Annotated in this window: 15 protein-coding genes; 6 read left to right on the top strand and 9 right to left on the bottom strand. The window is 56.3% G+C overall.

Going from position 1 to position 18,865, the window contains the following annotated elements; all coding sequences use genetic code 11:
- Positions 1–19: 19 nt before the first annotated feature.
- The 3 genes from feoA to greB all read right to left on the bottom strand — a co-directional run bounded on the left by feoA (position 20) and on the right by greB (position 3,458).
- Entirely contained in the window at positions 20–247 is a 228-nt protein-coding gene (feoA, locus tag ACOTZD_RS18290; protein ID WP_003861611.1) for a ferrous iron transporter A, read from the bottom strand.
- Positions 248–566: 319 nt separating this feature from the next.
- A complete protein-coding gene (locus tag ACOTZD_RS18285; RefSeq protein WP_023314958.1) occupies positions 567–2,897 on the bottom strand; it encodes a Tex family protein in 2,331 nt (776 codons plus the stop codon).
- Between the two features lie 87 nt (positions 2,898–2,984).
- Entirely contained in the window at positions 2,985–3,458 is a 474-nt protein-coding gene (gene greB, locus ACOTZD_RS18280) for a transcription elongation factor GreB (RefSeq protein WP_045349848.1), read from the bottom strand.
- Between the two features lie 228 nt (positions 3,459–3,686).
- On the opposite strand from greB, the gene ompR reads away from it, so the two are divergent.
- The gene (gene ompR / locus ACOTZD_RS18275; protein WP_001157751.1) at positions 3,687–4,406 is read left to right on the top strand and encodes a two-component system response regulator OmpR; all 720 of its coding nucleotides are present in this window, start codon (positions 3,687–3,689) and stop codon (positions 4,404–4,406) included.
- On the top strand, positions 4,403–5,749 hold the full coding sequence (gene envZ, locus ACOTZD_RS18270) for a two-component system sensor histidine kinase EnvZ (RefSeq protein ID WP_003861615.1): 1,347 nt from the start codon (positions 4,403–4,405) through the stop codon (positions 5,747–5,749). The genes ompR and envZ overlap by 4 nt, the downstream gene beginning before the upstream one ends.
- A gap of 97 nt (positions 5,750–5,846) precedes the next feature.
- On the opposite strand, the gene pckA is transcribed toward envZ, so the two are convergent.
- Positions 5,847–7,466, bottom strand: a complete 1,620-nt coding sequence (gene pckA, locus ACOTZD_RS18265; RefSeq protein WP_023314957.1) for a phosphoenolpyruvate carboxykinase (ATP) — start codon at positions 7,464–7,466, stop codon at positions 5,847–5,849.
- A gap of 376 nt (positions 7,467–7,842) precedes the next feature.
- Between pckA and ACOTZD_RS18260 the strand changes: the two genes are divergently transcribed.
- Complete coding sequence (locus ACOTZD_RS18260) at positions 7,843–9,600, top strand: DUF4153 domain-containing protein (RefSeq protein ID WP_023314956.1); 1,758 nt, start codon at positions 7,843–7,845, stop codon at positions 9,598–9,600.
- A 122-nt stretch (positions 9,601–9,722) separates the two neighbouring features.
- Here ACOTZD_RS18260 and hslO read toward each other — a convergent pair whose 3' ends face one another.
- From hslO to ACOTZD_RS18240, 4 genes are all read right to left on the bottom strand, one after another.
- Positions 9,723–10,607: an Hsp33 family molecular chaperone HslO gene (gene hslO, locus ACOTZD_RS18255; protein ID WP_006812239.1), complete on the bottom strand. Its 885-nt coding sequence runs from the start codon at positions 10,605–10,607 to the stop codon at positions 9,723–9,725.
- A gap of 18 nt (positions 10,608–10,625) precedes the next feature.
- A complete protein-coding gene (hslR, locus tag ACOTZD_RS18250) occupies positions 10,626–11,027 on the bottom strand; it encodes a ribosome-associated heat shock protein Hsp15 (RefSeq protein ID WP_003861618.1) in 402 nt (133 codons plus the stop codon).
- Entirely contained in the window at positions 11,024–11,707 is a 684-nt protein-coding gene (gene yrfG, locus ACOTZD_RS18245; RefSeq protein ID WP_023314955.1) for a GMP/IMP nucleotidase, read from the bottom strand. Before yrfG ends, hslR begins: the two co-directional genes overlap by 4 nt.
- Positions 11,708–11,771: 64 nt before the next feature.
- Entirely contained in the window at positions 11,772–13,910 is a 2,139-nt protein-coding gene (locus ACOTZD_RS18240) for an intracellular growth attenuator family protein (RefSeq protein WP_023314954.1), read from the bottom strand.
- Between the two features lie 327 nt (positions 13,911–14,237).
- On the opposite strand from ACOTZD_RS18240, the gene nudE reads away from it, so the two are divergent.
- The gene (nudE, locus tag ACOTZD_RS18235) at positions 14,238–14,798 is read left to right on the top strand and encodes an ADP compounds hydrolase NudE (protein WP_003861622.1); all 561 of its coding nucleotides are present in this window, start codon (positions 14,238–14,240) and stop codon (positions 14,796–14,798) included.
- A 94-nt stretch (positions 14,799–14,892) separates the two neighbouring features.
- Here the strand turns inward: nudE and mrcA are convergent, their stop codons facing one another.
- Positions 14,893–17,445 carry a peptidoglycan glycosyltransferase/peptidoglycan DD-transpeptidase MrcA gene (mrcA, locus tag ACOTZD_RS18230; RefSeq protein WP_421636356.1) on the bottom strand — a complete coding sequence of 851 codons (2,553 nt, stop codon included), beginning with the start codon at positions 17,443–17,445 and terminating at the stop codon, positions 14,893–14,895.
- 120 nt (positions 17,446–17,565) lie between these two features.
- Here mrcA and pilM point away from each other — a divergent pair, with 120 nt between their 5' ends.
- Positions 17,566–18,339: a pilus assembly protein PilM gene (gene pilM / locus ACOTZD_RS18225; protein ID WP_023323828.1), complete on the top strand. Its 774-nt coding sequence runs from the start codon at positions 17,566–17,568 to the stop codon at positions 18,337–18,339.
- Entirely contained in the window at positions 18,339–18,830 is a 492-nt protein-coding gene (locus ACOTZD_RS18220) for a PilN domain-containing protein (RefSeq protein ID WP_023314951.1), read from the top strand. Before pilM ends, ACOTZD_RS18220 begins: the two co-directional genes overlap by 1 nt.
- Positions 18,831–18,865: the final 35 nt, after the last annotated feature.

Genomic DNA, 18,865 nt, shown 5'->3' with positions numbered 1-18,865 from the left:
CACTGAAACCGCTGGCTTGTTAACGGGATAAAGATTCAACTTCAATTAATGCGAGGTCTTTTTTACGCAGAACCAGATTAACGCGTCGGGTTTCGATATGAACAGGATCGCCCAACGGCGCAACGCGCACCACCTGGAACGATGAGCCGGGTAGCATGCCCAGGGACAGCAGCTTCTGCCGATAGGCCGGGCTTATCTCACGGGTAAAACCGATAATTTTCCACGCACTGTCTGGAGTGAATTGCATAGCGCCTGATTCCACGAGAGGTTAAATAATCTACACTGCGATGATAATGAGAATAGTTTTTATCAGCAATAATAAAAATGTGACGGGATGTTGTTAATCGTATTAATTTGCGGTCTGCTTGACCTTGCTCAATATTTGCGAAATTGAGGTGAAAATAAAAAGAAGGCTATTTGTTAATGAGGTGATAATTCGTGGTTTAAATATGGATACAACTTATTTATTTTAATTCCCTGCGGCCTGCTTGCCGGGCGGCACTGCGTTTGCCCGGCCTACAAAACCGTAGGCCCGGTAAGCGTCGCGCCACCGGGCATTTACAGTATTAGCGTTTCTTACCCATCGCCGCTGCCAGCGCATCCATCATCGCGCTGTTGCCTGCTGGCTGTGCGTCACGTCCGCGTGGCTTCGCGGCTTTCGCTGCCGGACGCTGCTGTTCACGGCCACCGCCATTACCGCCACGGCGCGCGTTAGTGTCGCCCGGCTGCTCGTCCAGACGCATGGTCAGGGCAATACGCTTGCGCTGGAGATCCACTTCCAGCACTTTCACCTTCACGATGTCGCCCGCTTTGACCACGGTGTGCGGATCTTCAACGAACTTGTCGGCGAGGGAAGAGATATGCACCAGACCGTCCTGATGCACGCCGATATCCACAAACGCGCCAAAGTTGGTGACGTTGGTTACCGCCCCCTCCAGCACCATGCCCGGCAGCAGGTCGTTCATGGTTTCCACGCCGTCAGCAAAGGTCGCGGTTTTAAACTCAGGACGCGGATCGCGGCCCGGTTTTTCCAGCTCTTTGATGATGTCAGTGACCGTCGGCACACCGAACTGTTCGTCGGTGAAATCCACCGCTTTCAGGTTACGCAGCGCGCTGCTGTCGCCCATCAGGTCTTTAAGCGCCTGCTGAGTCGCGGCCAGGATGCGCTCAACAACAGGGTACGCTTCCGGGTGAACGGTAGAGGCATCCAGCGGGTTATCGCCGTGGTTGATGCGCAGGAAGCCCGCGCACTGCTCAAATGCTTTCGGCCCCAGACGGCTCACCTTCAGCAGCTGCTGGCGGTTCTGGAACTGACCGTTCTCATCACGCCAGGCGACGATATTCTGTGCCATCATACGGGTCAGGCCCGCCACGCGGGTCAGCAGGGGAACGGAAGCGGTGTTCAGGTCCACGCCGACGGCGTTAACACAGTCTTCCACTACCGCATCCAGCTTGCGCGCCAGCTGCGTCTGGCTCACGTCGTGCTGATACTGGCCCACACCGATGGATTTCGGGTCGATCTTCACCAGCTCCGCCAGCGGATCCTGCAAACGACGGGCGATAGAGACCGCGCCGCGCAGGGAAACGTCCAGATCCGGGAACTCCTGCGCTGCCAGCTCAGAGGCTGAGTAGACTGATGCCCCCGCTTCGCTGACGATCACTTTCTGCGCCGTCACTTTCGGGAACTGCTTCTGCACGTCGAGATAGAAACGTTCGGTTTCGCGGGACGCCGTACCGTTACCGATGGCAACCAGCTCAACGTTGTACTTCTCGCACAGCGCGGCGACGACGACAGCCGCTTTCGCTGCCTGACCGGTGTGCGGGTAAATGGTGTCGGTGGCAACGAGCTTGCCGGTGCCGTCAACCACGGCCACCTTCACGCCGGTACGCAGACCCGGATCGAGACCCATGGTGGCGCGCAGGCCAGCTGGCGCAGCCATCAGCAGGTCGTGCAGGTTACGGGCGAAGACGTTGATCGCTTCGTCTTCGGCGCGCTCGCGCACGGTGCCCATCAGCTCGGTTTCGAGGTGCATCAGCACCTTGATGCGCCAGGTCCAGCTCACCACGCCTTTGCGCCAGCTGTCCGCCGGTGCGTTGTTCAGGCGCAGGCCCAGATGATCCATAATGATCTGCTCGCAGTGGCTCTCTTTTGGCGGCTCGTCAAACTGCGGATCGGCATTCAGGGAGAGTTGCAGCACGCCTTCGTTACGGCCGCGGAACATCGCCAGCGCGCGGTGAGACGGCGCGGTAGAAATGGGTTCGTGGTGATCGAAATAGTCGCGGAATTTCGCGCCTTCTTCCTCTTTGCCGGACACCACGGTGGAGACGATATGCGCGTTCTTCCACAGGTAATCACGCACTTTGGCCAGCAGCGCCGCGTCTTCGGCGAAGCGCTCCATCAGAATATAGCGAGCACCGTCCAGCGCGGCTTTGGTGTCTGCTACGCCTTTATCGGCGTCGATAAACTTGGCGGCTTCGGTTTCCGGATCGTGAGACGGCTCGTTCCACAGCAGATCGGCCAGTGGCTCAAGGCCGGCTTCGATCGCAATCTGCCCGCGCGTGCGGCGCTTCGGTTTATACGGCAGATAGAGGTCTTCGAGTTCGGTTTTACTCAGGGTACCGTTAATGGCTTTTTCCAGGTCACTGGTCAGCTTGCCCTGCTCGCCGATAGATTTGAGGATCGCCTGACGTCGGTCTTCCAGCTCGCGCAGATAGCCCAGACGGGTCTCCAGGTTTCGCAGCTGCGTGTCATCCAGACCGCCGGTGACTTCCTTACGATAACGTGCAATAAACGGCACGGTGTTCCCTTCATCAAGCAGGCGAACGGCAGCTTCTACCTGTTCGGCTCTGGCCTGAAGTTCACCCGCAATAATGCGGCAGAGCGACTCTTTCATCATGGTCAGTTCATCTTGTGGATCGAAAATCAGGGGGATAGTTATACGGGCTGACACCAAAAAATGCCAGCCGGGGAGGGCGCTCTCGGACTATTTAACATACACGATTTCGATGACGTACCAGCTTGCTTCACCTGCGGGCGTCTGGACAACGGCTAAATCGCCCACCTCTTTTTTCAGCAGGGCGCGGGCCATGGGTGAATCGATAGAAATGTAATCCTTACGACCGAAAATTTCATCATAGCCGACGATACGAAAACGCAGGGTATCGCCGTTGTCGTTTTCAATTTCGACCCACGCGCCGAAGAACACTTTACCTTCCTGCTGCGGGGAGTAATCGACAATTTTGAGATTCTCGAGACACTTCGTCAGGTAGCGTACCCGGCGATCGATTTCGCGCAGTCGCTTTTTATTGTACTGATAGTCCGCATTCTCGCTGCGGTCGCCCAGACTTGCGGCCCAGGTGACTTTTTTGGTCACTTCCGGACGCTCTTCGCGCCACAGGTAATCCATCTCTTTTTTGAGTTTCTCGTACCCTTCGCGGGTGATCAGAGGCGTTTTCATGGTGCAGCCTTTAATGCCGGTTAACTGTCTTTGCGCACAATACGTAGCGCACAGTGTAACAGACAAGATTAATAATGATTTATGTGATGAAATGAACAGATAAGCTGCTGTTAAATATGCTTTGTAACAATTTCGTCTAGAATTTATACCAGAATTTGCTGGTCGAACCCGTGCACTTTTTTAGAATACGCTGTTCCAGGCTTATCCGAACCTTTGGGAGTACACACAATGCAAGAGAACTACAAAATTCTGGTCGTAGATGACGACATGCGCCTGCGTGCGCTGCTGGAACGTTATCTGACCGAGCAGGGCTTCCAGGTTCGTAGCGTCGCGAACGCGGAACAGATGGATCGTCTGCTGACGCGTGAATCTTTCCACCTGATGGTGTTGGACCTGATGCTGCCTGGCGAAGACGGGCTCTCTATTTGCCGCCGTCTGCGCAGCCAGAGCAACCCGATGCCGATCATCATGGTGACGGCGAAGGGTGAAGAAGTCGACCGTATTGTCGGCCTTGAGATTGGCGCTGATGACTACATTCCAAAGCCGTTTAACCCGCGTGAACTGCTGGCGCGTATTCGCGCCGTGCTGCGTCGTCAGGCGAACGAACTGCCGGGCGCGCCATCTCAGGAAGAGGCCGTCATTGCATTCGGTAAGTTCAAGCTGAACCTCGGCACCCGTGAGATGTTCCGTGAAGATGAGCCAATGCCGCTCACCAGCGGTGAGTTCGCGGTGCTGAAAGCGCTGGTCAGCCACCCGCGTGAGCCGCTCTCCCGTGACAAGCTGATGAACCTGGCGCGTGGTCGTGAATACTCCGCGATGGAGCGTTCTATCGACGTGCAAATCTCTCGTCTGCGTCGCATGGTGGAAGAAGATCCGGCGCATCCTCGTTATATTCAGACCGTTTGGGGTCTGGGCTACGTGTTTGTCCCGGACGGCTCTAAAGCATGAGGCGAATGCGCTTCTCGCCGCGAAGTTCGTTTGCCCGCACGCTGTTATTGATCGTCACCCTGCTGTTTGTCAGTCTGGTGACGACCTACCTGGTGGTGCTGAACTTTGCAATCCTGCCGAGCCTCCAGCAGTTTAATAAGGTGCTGGCATACGAAGTGCGTATGCTGATGACCGACAAACTGCAACTGGAGGACGGCACGCAGTTGGTTGTTCCCCCGGCGTTCCGTCGGGAAATCTACCGTGAGCTGGGCATTTCTCTCTACTCGAACGAAGCGGCGGAAGATGCCGGCCTGCGCTGGGCGCAGCACTATGAATTCCTCAGCCAGCAGATGGCGCAGCAGCTTGGCGGCCCGACGGAAGTGCGCGTTGAGGTCAATAAAAGCTCGCCGGTTGTCTGGCTGAAAACCTGGCTGTCACCCAACATCTGGGTGCGTGTTCCGCTCACCGAGATTCATCAGGGCGACTTCTCACCGCTGTTCCGATACACCCTGGCGATCATGCTGCTGGCCATCGGCGGCGCATGGCTGTTTATTCGTATCCAGAACCGACCGCTGGTCGACCTGGAGCATGCGGCATTACAGGTCGGTAAAGGTATTATCCCACCGCCGCTGCGCGAGTATGGCGCATCGGAAGTGCGCTCGGTAACGCGTGCGTTTAACCACATGGCGGCAGGCGTTAAACAGCTGGCGGACGACCGTACGCTGCTGATGGCCGGGGTCAGCCATGACCTTCGCACGCCCCTGACGCGTATCCGGCTGGCGACGGAGATGATGGGCGAGCAGGATGGTTATCTTGCAGAGTCCATCAACAAGGATATCGAAGAGTGTAACGCCATCATCGAGCAGTTTATCGACTACCTGCGCACCGGGCAGGAGATGCCGATGGAGATGGCGGATCTGAATGCGGTTCTGGGCGAAGTGGTTGCTGCCGAAAGCGGCTACGAACGTGAAATTGCGACCGACCTTCAGGCAGGTGAGATTCAGGTACGTATGCACCCGCTCTCCATTAAACGCGCGGTGGCGAATATGGTGGTCAACGCGGCGCGCTACGGCAACGGCTGGATCAAAGTCAGCAGCGGTACGGAACTCAACCGCGCCTGGTTCCAGGTGGAAGACGATGGCCCGGGCATCAAGCCTGAGCAGCGTAAGCACCTGTTCCAGCCATTTGTGCGCGGCGACAGCGCGCGCAGCACCAGCGGAACCGGCTTAGGCCTGGCGATTGTGCAGCGTATTGTGGATAACCATAACGGACTGCTGGAAATTGGCACCAGCGAGCGGGGTGGTTTGAGCATTCGTGCGTGGTTACCGGTGCCGGTTTTACGGGGTCAGGTGAAAGAGAGTTAAAAAAGGGTGGGGCCTGATGCCCTCACCCCGGCCTTCTCCCACGGGGAGAGGGAAAAAACATTAAAAAAGGCAACTTTCGTTGCCTTTTTGCTTTTACCTACAGCTTCGGTCCCGCACTCACCAGCGCAGCACCCGCCGGGGTGTCGGTATACTTCTCGAAGTTTTCGATAAACAGTTTCGCCAGCGATTCAGCCTTCTCACGCCACTGTTCCGGTGAACCGTAGGTGTTACGCGGATCCAGGATACGCGTATCCACGCCCGGCAGCTCTGTTGGGATCGCCAGATCGAACATCGGCAGCGTAAAGGTCTCGGCGTTATCCAGCGAACCATCCAGAATCGCGTCGATGATGGCGCGTGTATCTTTGATGGAGATACGTTTGCCCGTACCGTTCCAGCCGGTGTTTACCAGGTATGCCTGGGCGCCGGATGCCTGCATGCGTTTCACCAGCACTTCCGCGTACTGCGTTGGGTGCAGCGACAGGAACGCCGCGCCGAAGCAGGCGGAGAAGGTTGGGGTTGGCTCGGTCACACCGCGCTCGGTACCCGCCAGTTTAGCGGTAAAGCCGGAGAGGAAATGGTACTGCGTCTGGCTGGCGGTCAGGCGGGAAACCGGTGGCAGCACGCCGAATGCATCCGCGGTCAGGAAAATCACCTTCGTGGCATGACCCGCCTTCGATACCGGCTTGACGATGTTCTCGATGTGGTAGATCGGGTAAGAGACGCGGGTGTTTTCCGTTTTCGAGGCATCGTCGAAGTCGATAGAGCCATCGGCACGCACGGTGACGTTTTCCAGCAGCGCATCGCGGCGAATCGCGTGGTAGATATCCGGCTCTGCCTCTTCCGACAGGCGAATGGTCTTCGCGTAGCAGCCGCCTTCAAAGTTAAACACGCCGTCATCATCCCAGCCGTGTTCATCGTCGCCAATCAGACGACGTTTTGGATCGGTGGACAGCGTTGTTTTACCGGTGCCGGAAAGGCCGAAGAACACTGCTACATCGCCTTTTTCCCCGACGTTCGCCGAGCAGTGCATGGAGGCGATACCGCGCAACGGCAGCAGGTAGTTCATGACCGAGAACATCCCTTTCTTCATTTCGCCGCCGTACCAGGTACCGCCGATCAGCTGGATACGCTCGGTCAGGTTGAAGGCGATAAAGTTTTCGGAGTTCAGACCCTGCTCTTTCCACTGCGGGTTGGTGCATTTCGCGCCGTTCATCACGATAAAGTCAGGGGTGAAGTCTTGCAGTTCTTCATCGGTTGGACGAATGAACATGTTCTTCACAAAATGCGCCTGCCAGGCCACTTCGGTGATAAATCGTACGGAGAGACGGGTGTCGGCGTTAGCGCCGCAGAACGCATCAATAATAAACAGACGCTTGCCGGAAAGCTGATGGGTGACAAGTCCTTTCAGATGCTGCCAGGTTTCCGGGGAGAGCGGTTTGTTATCGTTCTTCCCTTTGCCCTTATCAGCCCACCACAGCGTATCGCGGGTGGTGTCATCTCGGACGATATACTTATCTTTCGGCGAACGACCGGTAAAAATACCCGTATCGACGGCGATAGCACCCAGGTTCGTCAACACACCACGCTCGTATCCTTCCAGTGCCGGATTGAGCTCTTCCTGATACAGCGTATCGTAATCGGGGTTGTAGACCACTTCCTGGACGTCGTGAATACCATAAGCCTTGAGATCTTGCGGGGTTAAACCATTAACACGCATATCACTGCTCCTTAGCCAATATGTACTGCCTGAAATTGTAGGGTTTTTCTGGGGATGTTAACCGCGACGGGGCTCATAGATTTACGTATCTGGTCAAAACCCTTACTAACGGAAAACGCTGCGACTCCAGTCACAGGGCGGGCAGATTATCGCAGGAATCGCTTTTTGGATGGGGAAAATGTTCTTAAAAGGTTAATCTCTGGTGAATTTATCCAGAAGAATGTGAATGTAATCGCATACATGTAAGAAAATTACGTAAGGGTTACACTGGGAAAACGATTCAGGTCTCTTGGGTCAGCTATTTTCAGAGTTTGAGGTGGGGGCCAGAGTTTTGCTTTGATGAGACAATAGATTTTTCATGAACAAGGGATGAGAAATGGAAAACCGTGAGACGTTATCCGCTTTAACGCGCGTAGCCGTCGTGCTGGCGGGGGCTCTACAGGGCGTAATTTGCTATGTAATCACGTGGTATATCGAGTACGCAAAATTGCCATCGGATACGCTGTGGCTGATGTGTGTAGTACCTGCCACCGTGGTAATGACAACCACGTTGTCTCTTGCCATGACGTCATTCAGAAAGCCATTTTTGTGGCTGTCACTCGGGATGATCGGCGCGGCAGTCGCGGGTATGGGCGGCTGGCTTAAGTGGAGCGTTGCAGGACTCGAAAGCTGGAATCTCAGAGATGAGATGCTCGTTTTCGGCTTTCATCTGCTGCTGATGACGCTGTTCGTGTTGCCATGGCTTCAGCGGCGTCTGGATCCCGTCCCGACTACCTCGTTCTACAGCGACTTTTATCAACGAAACTGGCATAACGCGCTGACACTGCTCATTATTTTTGTTTCGAATGGTCTCTTCTGGCTGGTGCTTTTCCTCTGGGCCGAGCTTTTCGAACTTATCGGCATCGGCTTTTTTGATCGGCTTTTCTTTCATTCTGACGGGTTTATTTCAGTGGCGATTGGCGTGGTTTCAGCCAGTGCGGCCGTGCTCACGCGTATGCAGGTAAGGTTAATCCTTGCCCTGCAAAATCTGCTGACCCTCATCGCCACCGGTCTGCTTCCCCTGATGGCGGCGCTGGCGCTGCTCTTTATTGGCGCGTTGCCTTTTGTCGGCTTTGAATCCATTTCAGCCAGAATATCCGCCGCGGGCTTGCTGACCACCTTAGCGCTGCTGCTGTTATTCCTGGTGACGATAGTGTGGCATCCACAGCGTCAAACACTGCCTTACTATGCCCCGCTGCGAGGGATGATTCGCCTCGCTGTGGCTATCGTACCCGCGTATCCGGTTCTGGCGGGGTGGGCGCTGTGGCTACGCATTTCGCAATACGGCTGGTCACCCGAGCGTCTGTACGGGGTATTGATAACCATCGTGGCGCTGGTCTGGGCGATCGGTTTTTGCGCCAGCGCTCTGATTCAGCGCCGTGAACCGCAGAAGATCCATGCGTACGTCATCCCGGCGACCGGGCTGCTTTCCCTCATTTTCCTGGCGTTGGTCCATACCCCCGTGCTGGATCCGTGGCGAATAAGTGTTGCAAGCCATATGGCCCGCTATCAGGACGGCAGAATAACTGCGGATCAAGTCAGCCTGTATATGCTCAGTAACGCTGGACGAAAGGGGCGGGAGGCGATGCTCACGCTGCAAAACGATCCGCAGTTTATCTCTAACCCAAAACGCCAGCGTGAAATAAATGGTCTTCTCTCCAGGAATGCTGGCGGAGCAGGTAAGATGACCGCCGCGATGCTGGAAAAACAGGTCCAGCTCGCACCGGGAATGGCTCATCCTGATAAGACATTGTGGCAAGCCATGCTCAGCAATCAGTATCGCTTCGAGAGCTGCGATAGCGCCCAGAGTAACTGTTTACTTATGCCGCTGGATCTTAACAGCGACGGCAAGCCGGAAGCCGTGCTATTTCAATTTACCGATCGCACGATCGTGGCTTACACACAAACTAACACGGGCTGGAGGATCGCCGGGGACGCGTGGAAAATGCCGGAGGCATTGACCAGAGGAGAACTTGACCGCGCATTAAGGCAGAGGAAAGTGAAATCTGTCGTGAAGCCCTGGGCGGATATTGAGATTTTTGGGGAGCGTGTCGATATGAGCTACGACAGTTACAATAATGCGCAGTGGCGTTAGTGATTTTTCTTGCCGGGTGGCGCTACGCTTACCCGGCCTACAATTAGCAATCATATCAAAAAATTGCACAATTCATTGTAGGCCCGTGCGAGCATAGCGCCGCCGGGCATCAGGCTCAGAGCTTAGTGAACCTGCGGATCCGCCGGAGAGGCGTTATTGCGGATCTCCGCGATATCCATCGAATTGAACACGTAGTGCGTACCGCAGTAGTCACAGTGCATATCGATTTCACCGTCTTCCGCCATGATGCTGTCGATCTCTTCATCCGGCAGCGTTTTCAGGGCACCAGCACAACGCTCGCGGGAGCAGGTGCACTTAAATTCCACCGCCTGCGGATCGTAAACCGTCACTTCTTCTTCGTGGTAGAGACGCCACAGCACGTCGGTCGCCGACAGGGTGAACAGCTCTTCCGCTTTGATGGTTTCCGTCAGCGTTGCCAGATGCTCGAAATCATTGGTCTGCGCATCCTGCGCAGGCAGAACCTGAAGCAGCATACCACCGGCAGCAGGCTGACCATCTACTTCACCGGTGCGGATGAACAGGCGGGTTGGCAGCTGTTCGGAACGCATGAAGTAATCTTCCAGGCAGGCGGCAAGCGTATCGCCTTCCAGACCGACAACGCCCTGATAGCGCTCACCCTCTTCAGGCGAAATCGTGATAACCAGGTAGCCATTTCCGACCAGCGTTTTCAGATCCGCATTTTCAGGGATATCGCCCTGAACGCGCGCCACGCCGCGCATTTGCTGCTGGTTATTACCGTTGATCACCGCCAGCGACATCGGGCCATCACCCTGCAACTGAACGGTAATATCGCCAGCGAACTTCAGCGTGGCGGTCAGCAGGCTGGTGGCAACCAGCAGTTCGCCCAACAGGGTTTTCACCGGCAGCGGGTAGTTGTGGTTTTCCAGAATCTGTTTCCAGGTTTCGGATACGGTGACCAGCTCGCCGCGCACGGCGAATTGTTCAAACAGATAGCGGTGTAATTGGTCGTGTTGGGCCATTTTCATCTCTCGTGCAGGTGAGGGTTACTCGCTCTCACCGTGTTTAAATTTCATCAGATCGCGGCGCTCTTTTTTATCCGGTCGCCGGTCCGGGTGAGGCATAGTTAGCGCGTTCATTTTGCGCGCCAGCGCGGTTTTCTCGCGCTTCTCTATGCTTTCGGCCGTCTCTTCATACAGCAAAACGGCTTCGGTTGCGGGCCGCCGTTGTTCGGTAATGGCTTTCACCACCACCGTTTTCTCATCGTTGCCCTGGCGAAGCGTTAACGTGGCATTCAGTTCAACCAGCTTGCTCGGTTTGCTGCGCTGACCGTTGTAATGCACCTTTCCGCCGTCAACCATTTCACGGGCAAGGGCGCGCGTTTTGTAAAAACGGGCGGCCCACAGCCATTTATCCAGTCTTACCCCATCAGAGGGTTTTTCTTTCATGGCGTCTCCTTCACGGTGAGTGAGGGGATCATCCGGCGATAGTCGTTCAGCCCCGGATGTCGCAGATAGCTTTTTTCAGCCAGGCCGGAATCCGGATTGGTCACGCCCAGACAATAGCGAATGCCAAAAGCGGCCGCAGAATCCAGAATCGGCTCGCTGTCGTCAATAAACAGCGTGCGTTCCGGCTGTAAACCGGTTTCTTCTACCACGGCATGCCACAACCGCTGATCCTCTTTCGGATAACCAAATGTGTGGGTGGAAAGCAATAAATCAAGGTGTGAAGCAAGCCCGGTATGCTCCAGCTTCACGGCCAGGTTATGGGGATGCGCATTTGTCAGCAAAATACGGCGCTTACCGCAGGCTTTCAGCGCGTCCAGGAACGGGACCGTATCTTCGCGCAGTACGGCGCGTGCGCCCTGGGCGGTGGTCATGGCACAAATATCCAAACCGAGTCGCTCGCTCCAGTAGTCAAGACAGTACCAGTTTAGCGTATGCTGCACCGCGCTATATTGCGAACGAATGAATTCCTGCGCTTCTGCCGGGGAGATCCCCTGCTGTTCACCGTAAGTTTCCGGGACCAGCTTTTGCCAGAAATAGTTATCAAAGGCGAGATCAAGCAGCGTGCCGTCCATATCAAGCAGGACGGTATCGACCGCCTGCCAGTCGATATCAAGATGCATAAGGGGGAACTCCAGCCAGAAGAAACGTGCGCGACAGGGTAGCACAACTTGTCGCGCAGGGACGTTATCCGATCAGGCTCTCAGAAGAGGAGATCAGTTTCGGGTTAAGGCAATTTTCGTAGTAGGCCTGGATTTCTGCCAGCCGCGTGCGGGAACGCTGATAGCGGCGTACGGCCTGATAACCGTTCCAGACGATGCACGCCAGCATCGCAATCAGCAGCAGGGATGTCCCTATATAGCGCCACAGGCCAGCGCTATCCGGCATACGGTGCAGGCCAATATGACGCGTGCCGTTGGCGTCGGTGAAGAGGGTGGTGACGATCCCTTCCGCGCTGAATGGCGTCTGCATCAGCATCTGCGCCAGACGCTGGAATTCGCTCCACTGCTCCTGGGCAGGATAGTCATACAGCGAAACCTGCGGATAAGGTTGATCCACCAGGTCGCTGCCTTCATCGCTGGCAATCACAAAACCGCCCGGCGCCGGGCTGTTAAGCGCCTGGGCGGCACGGGTGGTTTCACGCATCACGAAGGGGGCGGTAGAGGTCGCCACCAGATTATCCAGCGACTCGGCGCTGACCGGACGCAGAAGCACGTTCACACCGTCCAGGCGTCCCGCTTCGGCGCGTTTCACCAGCGCGTCCCAGTCTTTGCTGTTGCCGAGGTTGACCAGCGCGTTCTTCAGCCGGATACAGTCATCCTGGGCGGAACATAGATCCTCTGTTTTCAGGACGATTTCGCCAAAGTCATCCAGCAGCACCATACCCGACTTCTGAATAGCCGAACGCAGGGCAGGGCTGACGCGAGAATCATCATCCGGTTTTGGATGGAGCTGGCGATTAATCGTCTGGGTGAGCGCAGTGGCCTTATTGACCACATCCGATTCCGGCAGCGGCAGCGGAGAGGCGTCATTCCAGATGATCTGAGAGCAGTCGAACGGCGCGAACGGCGAGTTCTGGCGCGTGTTCCAGGCACCCGGTGAGTGGATATTACACATCCCGGTGCCTTTGAGGCGCAACGTATCCCCCACGCGTACACCCGCTTCTTCGAGCTGCTGTACGCTGGTGGCTTCCACGGTTTGCGCCCCTTTAATCCATGACAGGGTAAATTTAATTGGCATATCCAGCGGCACGAAAAGCAGCAGCATGAGGAAGATTAACGCGGCGCCACCGGCAATCACCGCGCTGCGAAGCCAGTGCTGAAGCGGGAAGTTTTTCACTTCGTCGTGCAGGGATAAGTAGCGCCCCTGGCGTACAACGTGGCGGTCGAGATAGATATCAATATCCGTTTTGTGGCCCAGGTCCTGCGCAATCCACGGCTGCCAGTGGCGTGGATAGATAAGATCGATGATCCCGAGCGAGATATTGTTGATATGTTCCTGATCGTTCTCACCGAACAGTCCCCAGCGTTTTGGGGTTCCGCGCAGGCAGTGAATTTCGCGTAATGACGTTTTTGCCGGCGGGGCAAATATGCCCCACAGCCCGGCGGCCAGAAGCAGTACTGCGCCACCCGCGAGCCACGGAACAAACACGTCCGGCGTCAGCAGGCAGATGAAAAAGAGCAGGAACGAGACGACAATCAGCACCGCTTCGCGAATGCCATCCGGGCGGCTCAGGACGTACTCTTCATGCGTTTCCTGGCGGATGTTGAGCAGTTCAATCTGCTCTGTCTCTTCACCACGAATAGAGGCCTGCGTTCCGCTCGCGCGTTCCAGCGCAAAGCGTGGCGCTTCCTGAACATATTCGCTCAGAGTATGACCATTGAGGGAGATAACCAGCGGCAGCGTATCGGTATGGATGAGCTCGACGCTGTTTTCGTCGTTAATATACTGTTCCCAGAAGGGAGGCAGGTGTACTTCAACAGAGTCGAGATAGTAACGCCATTTGTTGGGATCGTCGGTTGTGATGCCATAGCGGGTAATGGAGCGCGTCACGCACAGAACGGTGTCGCTTTGGGCGTTAAGGTTGAGCGATACGGGGGCGGTGCTGGCGCCGGTAGGGCCAGGCGAAAGCCGGGATCGGTTCAGCGTGTCGAGATACTGCTCAACGGTGCTGCGTTCCTCTGGCGAAAGCTTGCGCGTGTTTGCCCCGGCGAACGCGTTTAAAAAGGGCAGCCGATAACGGCGATGTACGCGGCGCCTGAATACCCACACCGCAATCGACGCGCAGGCCAGCACAGCAGCGAGAAAAATCAAAATGGTGCTCATGCTTTCCCCATCTTACTTATCTTCTTACAGGTGTTGTCAGTCGCACCTTTTGTACAATGAATGAGATTCTGTGGTCGGCTATCGGCAAGTATGGAGTCTAACTTGAGCATGTTGACGCGCATCCCAGTGACCGGTAATGATAACAAAGCCTGTTCCGGCGCGATATCAGCAAATTCCTGGAAACATTTCAACCTCTTGACATTTGTTTTGAAATGAGAATCGCATTCAATTACGTTGCATAAATGTAAATAAAGAGCAATTGACATTGCCGAAACCGTGCGGCGTATCGCACAATAAAGCCAGTTCACCCAGCAAAGACCCGTCAAGATGACCAAACCCTTACAAAAGCCCACCATTCTGAATGTTGAAACCGTCGCGAAATCGCGTCTGTTTAATGTCGAAAGCGTGGATCTGGAGTTCAGCAACGGTGTGCGTCGTGTTTATGAGCGTATGCGCCCCTCCTCGCGTGAAGCGGTGATGATAGTGCCTATCGTCGACGAGCACCTGATCCTCATTCGTGAATACGCCGTGGGCACTGAATCCTACGAGCTGGGCTTCTCCAAAGGACTGATCGATCCGGGCGAAACGGTGTTTGAAGCGGCAAACCGGGAGCTGAAAGAAGAGGTCGGCTTTGGCGCGAAAGAGCTGACGTTCCTTAAAAAGCTGAGCATGGCGCCGTCCTATTTTTCCAGCAAAATGAACATCGTTGTCGCGGAAGATCTCTATCCTGAATCGCTGGAAGGAGACGAGCCGGAACCGCTGCCGCAGGTTCGCTGGCCGCTGGCTCATCTGATGGATTTGCTGGAAGATCCTGACTTTAACGAGGCACGCAACGTGAGCGCACTGTTCCTGGTACGAGAGTGGCTGAAGGGGCAGGGGCGTTTGTAGCGCCACCATTAAAAACGGCAACCGAAGGTTGCCGTTTTGCATTGACGTTGTAGGCCGGGTCAGGCGTAGTCGCCACCCGGCTTTTTTGTCGGCGTCAGAACAGCTCGTGCGTCTCGCCGTTATCAATGATCTCTGTACCCACCTCATGCACTGCCTGCGTGGTTGGCTGCGTACCCTCGATGAAATACTCGGCACGGCTGTTGCCGCCATTCGCGAGCTGTCCAGTGCTGCGGTCAATATTGATCGTGACAATGCCCGGCGGAGGCGTTAGCGGCTGCTCCGGCACGCCCTCGAGAGCGGCCTTCATGTAAGCATCCCACGCCGGTTGCGCACTCTTAGCCCCACCCTCATAACCGGAAATCTGATCTTTAATCGCGCCAGAAGCGGTTGTGCGCCCCAGAGTGCGGCGGTGATCGTCAAAACCAATCCAGACCGAGGTGACAACGCCCGGGCCATAACCTGAGAACCAGGCATCTTTTGAACTGTTGGTTGTCCCGGTTTTGCCGCCGATGTCGTGGCGCTGCAAATCGCGGCCCGCTCGCCAGCCGGTGCCTTGCCAGCCCGGTTCGCCAAAGATGTTGGTGTTCAGTGCGCTCTTAATCAGGAACGACAGCGGCGTGCTGATCACGTGCGGGGCGTACTCCTGCGCGCCACTCTGGGCGACCAGCGCCTGATTGGCCTGTTCCAGCTGAGGCTGCGGCACCGCCAGATTCTGACGTTCCTGAGAGATCGCCACATCTTCCATATCCTTGTTTTCCAGGACATTGGATTTTGGCGTGTCGCCGTAAATCACCGGAATATCGCATTCAGGGCAGGCAATTTTCGGTTTCGCTTCAAACAGTACGCCGCCCTGATCGTTCTCGATTTTGCTGATGAAATACGGATCGACCAGGAATCCCCCGTTCGCCATCACCGAGTAGCCACGAGCGACCTGGAGCGGCGTAAAGGACGCGGAGCCGAGCGCCAGAGATTCGGTATGAACAATGTTTTGCGCCGGGAAGCCGAAGCGTTGCAGATACTCTGCCGCATAATCAACGCCCATCGCACGCATCGCGCGAACCATGACCACGTTCTTCGACTGGCCAAGGCCCTGACGCAGACGGATAGGGCCAGCGTATTGCGCCGGAGAGTTCTTCGGCTGCCAGTCAGAGCCCGCACCGGCATCCCAGCGGGAAATTGGCACGTCGTTGAGAATGCTGGCGAGCGTCAGCCCCTTATCCATCGCCGCGGTATACAGGAACGGTTTGATGTTCGAACCAACCTGACGCAGCGCCTGGGTCGCGCGGTTAAATTTGCTCTGGTTGAAATCGAACCCGCCAACCAGCGCCATCACGGCACCGTTCTGCGGATTGATGGAGACCAGCGCAGAGTTGACGTCCGGCACCTGCGCCAGCCACCAGGCATCACCGACCTGACGGACCCAGATTTGTTGTCCGGTTTGTACCACATCGGTCACTTTACGTGGCGTCGGGCCCTGAAGAGTGTCAGAGCGGTACGGACGCGCCCAGCGGACACCCTCCATGCGCAGCGAAACGGATGTGCCATCGGCCATCATCGCCACCGCTTCCTGTGGATCGGCCTGGGTGACGACAGCCGGACGCAGCGGGCCATAGGTCGGCAGCGCTTTCAGGGAATCAGTGATTTTTTTACTGTCCCATGCGCCTTCCCCCACTTTCCACAGCACGTTGGACGGGCCGCGATAGCCGTGACGCATATCGTAATCCATCACGTTATTACGCACCGCCTGCTGGGCAGCCTGCTGCACTTTGCGGGTCACGGTGGTATAGACGCGATAACCATCTTCATACGCTTTATCACCGTAGCGACTCACCATCTCCTGGCGAACCATTTCAGTGAGATACGGTGCAGAGAAGGCGATTTCCGGCGTATGGTAATTGGCGTCAATAACGTCGCTGCGCGCCTTATCGTACTCAGACTGACTGATGTAGCCTTCGCTCAACATACGCGACAGCACCACGTTACGGCGCGCGGTGGCGCGGTCCAGCGAGTAGAGCGGGTTAAAGGTGGATGGCGCTTTTGGCAGGCCGGCAATGGTCGCCATTTCGCTCAGCGTGAGCTGATCGATCGGCTTACCAAAATAGACCTGAGCCGCAGCCCCTACGCCATAGGCGCGGTAGCCCAGATAGATCTTGTTGAGGTAAAGCTCAAGGATCTCGTCTTTGCTCAGCAGTTGCTCAATGCGGATCGCGAGGAACACCTCTTTGATCTTACGCATCAGCGTCTTTTCCGGGCTGAGGAAGAAGTTACGCGCCAGCTGCTGGGTAATGGTACTTGCCCCCTGAGAGGCATGACCGGAGAACAGCGCCACGCTTGCCGCACGGAAAATACCGACCGGATCGACACCGTGGTGCTCGTAAAAACGGCTGTCCTCGGTGGCGATAAAAGCCTTCACCATCACGGGTGGGATTTGATTTAAGGTCAAAGGGATACGACGTTTCTCGCCGTATTGCGCCATCAGTTCACCATCGGCGCTATAGACCTGCATAGGGATCTGAAGCCGCACATCACGAAGCGTGGCGACATCAGGGAGTTGCGGCTCGACATATTTGTACAAACCAATAATCGAGCCTGCTCCCAGCAGAATGCAACAGACTGCAAGGATCAATAAATACTTTACGAACTTCACCGGAGATTTCCCATTTGGTTTAGCCTGGGCAGTTTCTAAACAATCGCGCGGTAGTATAAAGGCAAGCCTGATTCATTGATATAGCCGTCACTCCGACGGGCGATAAGGAGATCGTGAAGCATGGCTTTTAAAACGTGGCAAACAGGTGTTCATATTCAACAGGATAAGGTGGTTGCGGTAGCGCTGACCAGAGAGCGGGCCGGATGGCGTTTACGGCGCTGGTGGGCGGTGCCGCTGTCGGACGGCGTTATCGGGGAAGGCAAAATACTTAAGCCAGAAGAGCTGGTTAACGCATTACGTGGCTGGCGGAAAACATTGCCGCACTCGCATCGGGTATTCCTCTCATTTCCGGCAACGCGCGTTCTGCAACGCGCGTTGCCCCGTCCATCCGTTACCTTGCGTGACAGCGAACAGCTCACCTGGGTAGGCGCCGCATTAGCGCGTGAGCTGGAGATGCCCGCCGATACGCTCTGCTTTGACTACGCGCAGGATACGTTCAGCAACACTTTTCAGGTTACCGCAGCGCAAAACAGAGAGGTCGATACCCTGTTGACGCTGGCGAACGCGCTGCGTTTGCGTCTGGCAGCAATCGCCCCGGATGCCGGTGCGCTGGCTAATCTTCTCTCTGCTGTTGCCCCCGCCCGGTGCGTCGCCTGGAGAGATCAGCACCAGTGGCTATGGGCGATGCGTCACCAGTGGGGGCGGCGCTACACCACAGAAGCGGCGACGGTGAATGAACTGGCGGCGCTGCTTGCGCTTTCTTCTTCTGATATCGCCGTGTTTGATGCTGCCCGCGATCCCTGGGAAGCGGTGACGCTGTGCCAGCCGCCGCTGCCGGAATGCGGTGCTGATTACACCGTCTCCCTGGCGCTGGCCATGAGCGAGGCGCCGTAATGAGCATGCCCAATCTTTTACCCTGGCGTCGGCAGCAACGTAATCAGCGCCTGCGTTTCTGGGGGCTGCTGTTTGCCGCCTCATTGCTGGTGATGCTGGCGGGTGGTTTCAGTCTGCGGGCGACGCAGTCTCTCGCGTTACAGGCGTTGCAGAGCGAACTGGCGGGGACTCGGGCGGTGCAGAAAGTATTGAGAGCCCGTCAGCCGCAGTCAGCGGGGCTGAAAACCCCTTCGCCGCCGTCTGATCCGGCCTGGCAACCCGCGCTGGAATCGCTTGCCAGCGCAATGCCCCGGCAGGCGTGGCTGACGGCGCTGCGTTATCAGCCACCCTCGCTGACCCTGACCGGCTATACCACTTCACTGCCAGCGCTCGCAGCCATGACCGATGCGCTGAAAAGGGTGACGGGATTTAACCCCGGACCGGCAGGCGAACTGCAACAGGATAGCCTGGGGCGATGGATGTTCTCTTTTAAACTGCATAGCCGGAGGTAGCCGGTGGGTATCTGGTATCAACGCTGGGCTGATGC

The sequence above is a fragment of the Enterobacter cloacae complex sp. SHL022 genome, from assembly GCF_049237785.1.
Lineage (GTDB): Bacteria > Pseudomonadota > Gammaproteobacteria > Enterobacterales > Enterobacteriaceae > Enterobacter > Enterobacter hormaechei_C.
The sequence above is the reverse complement of the archived record's forward strand: the minus strand, read 5'-3'. Positions and strand labels throughout refer to the sequence as shown.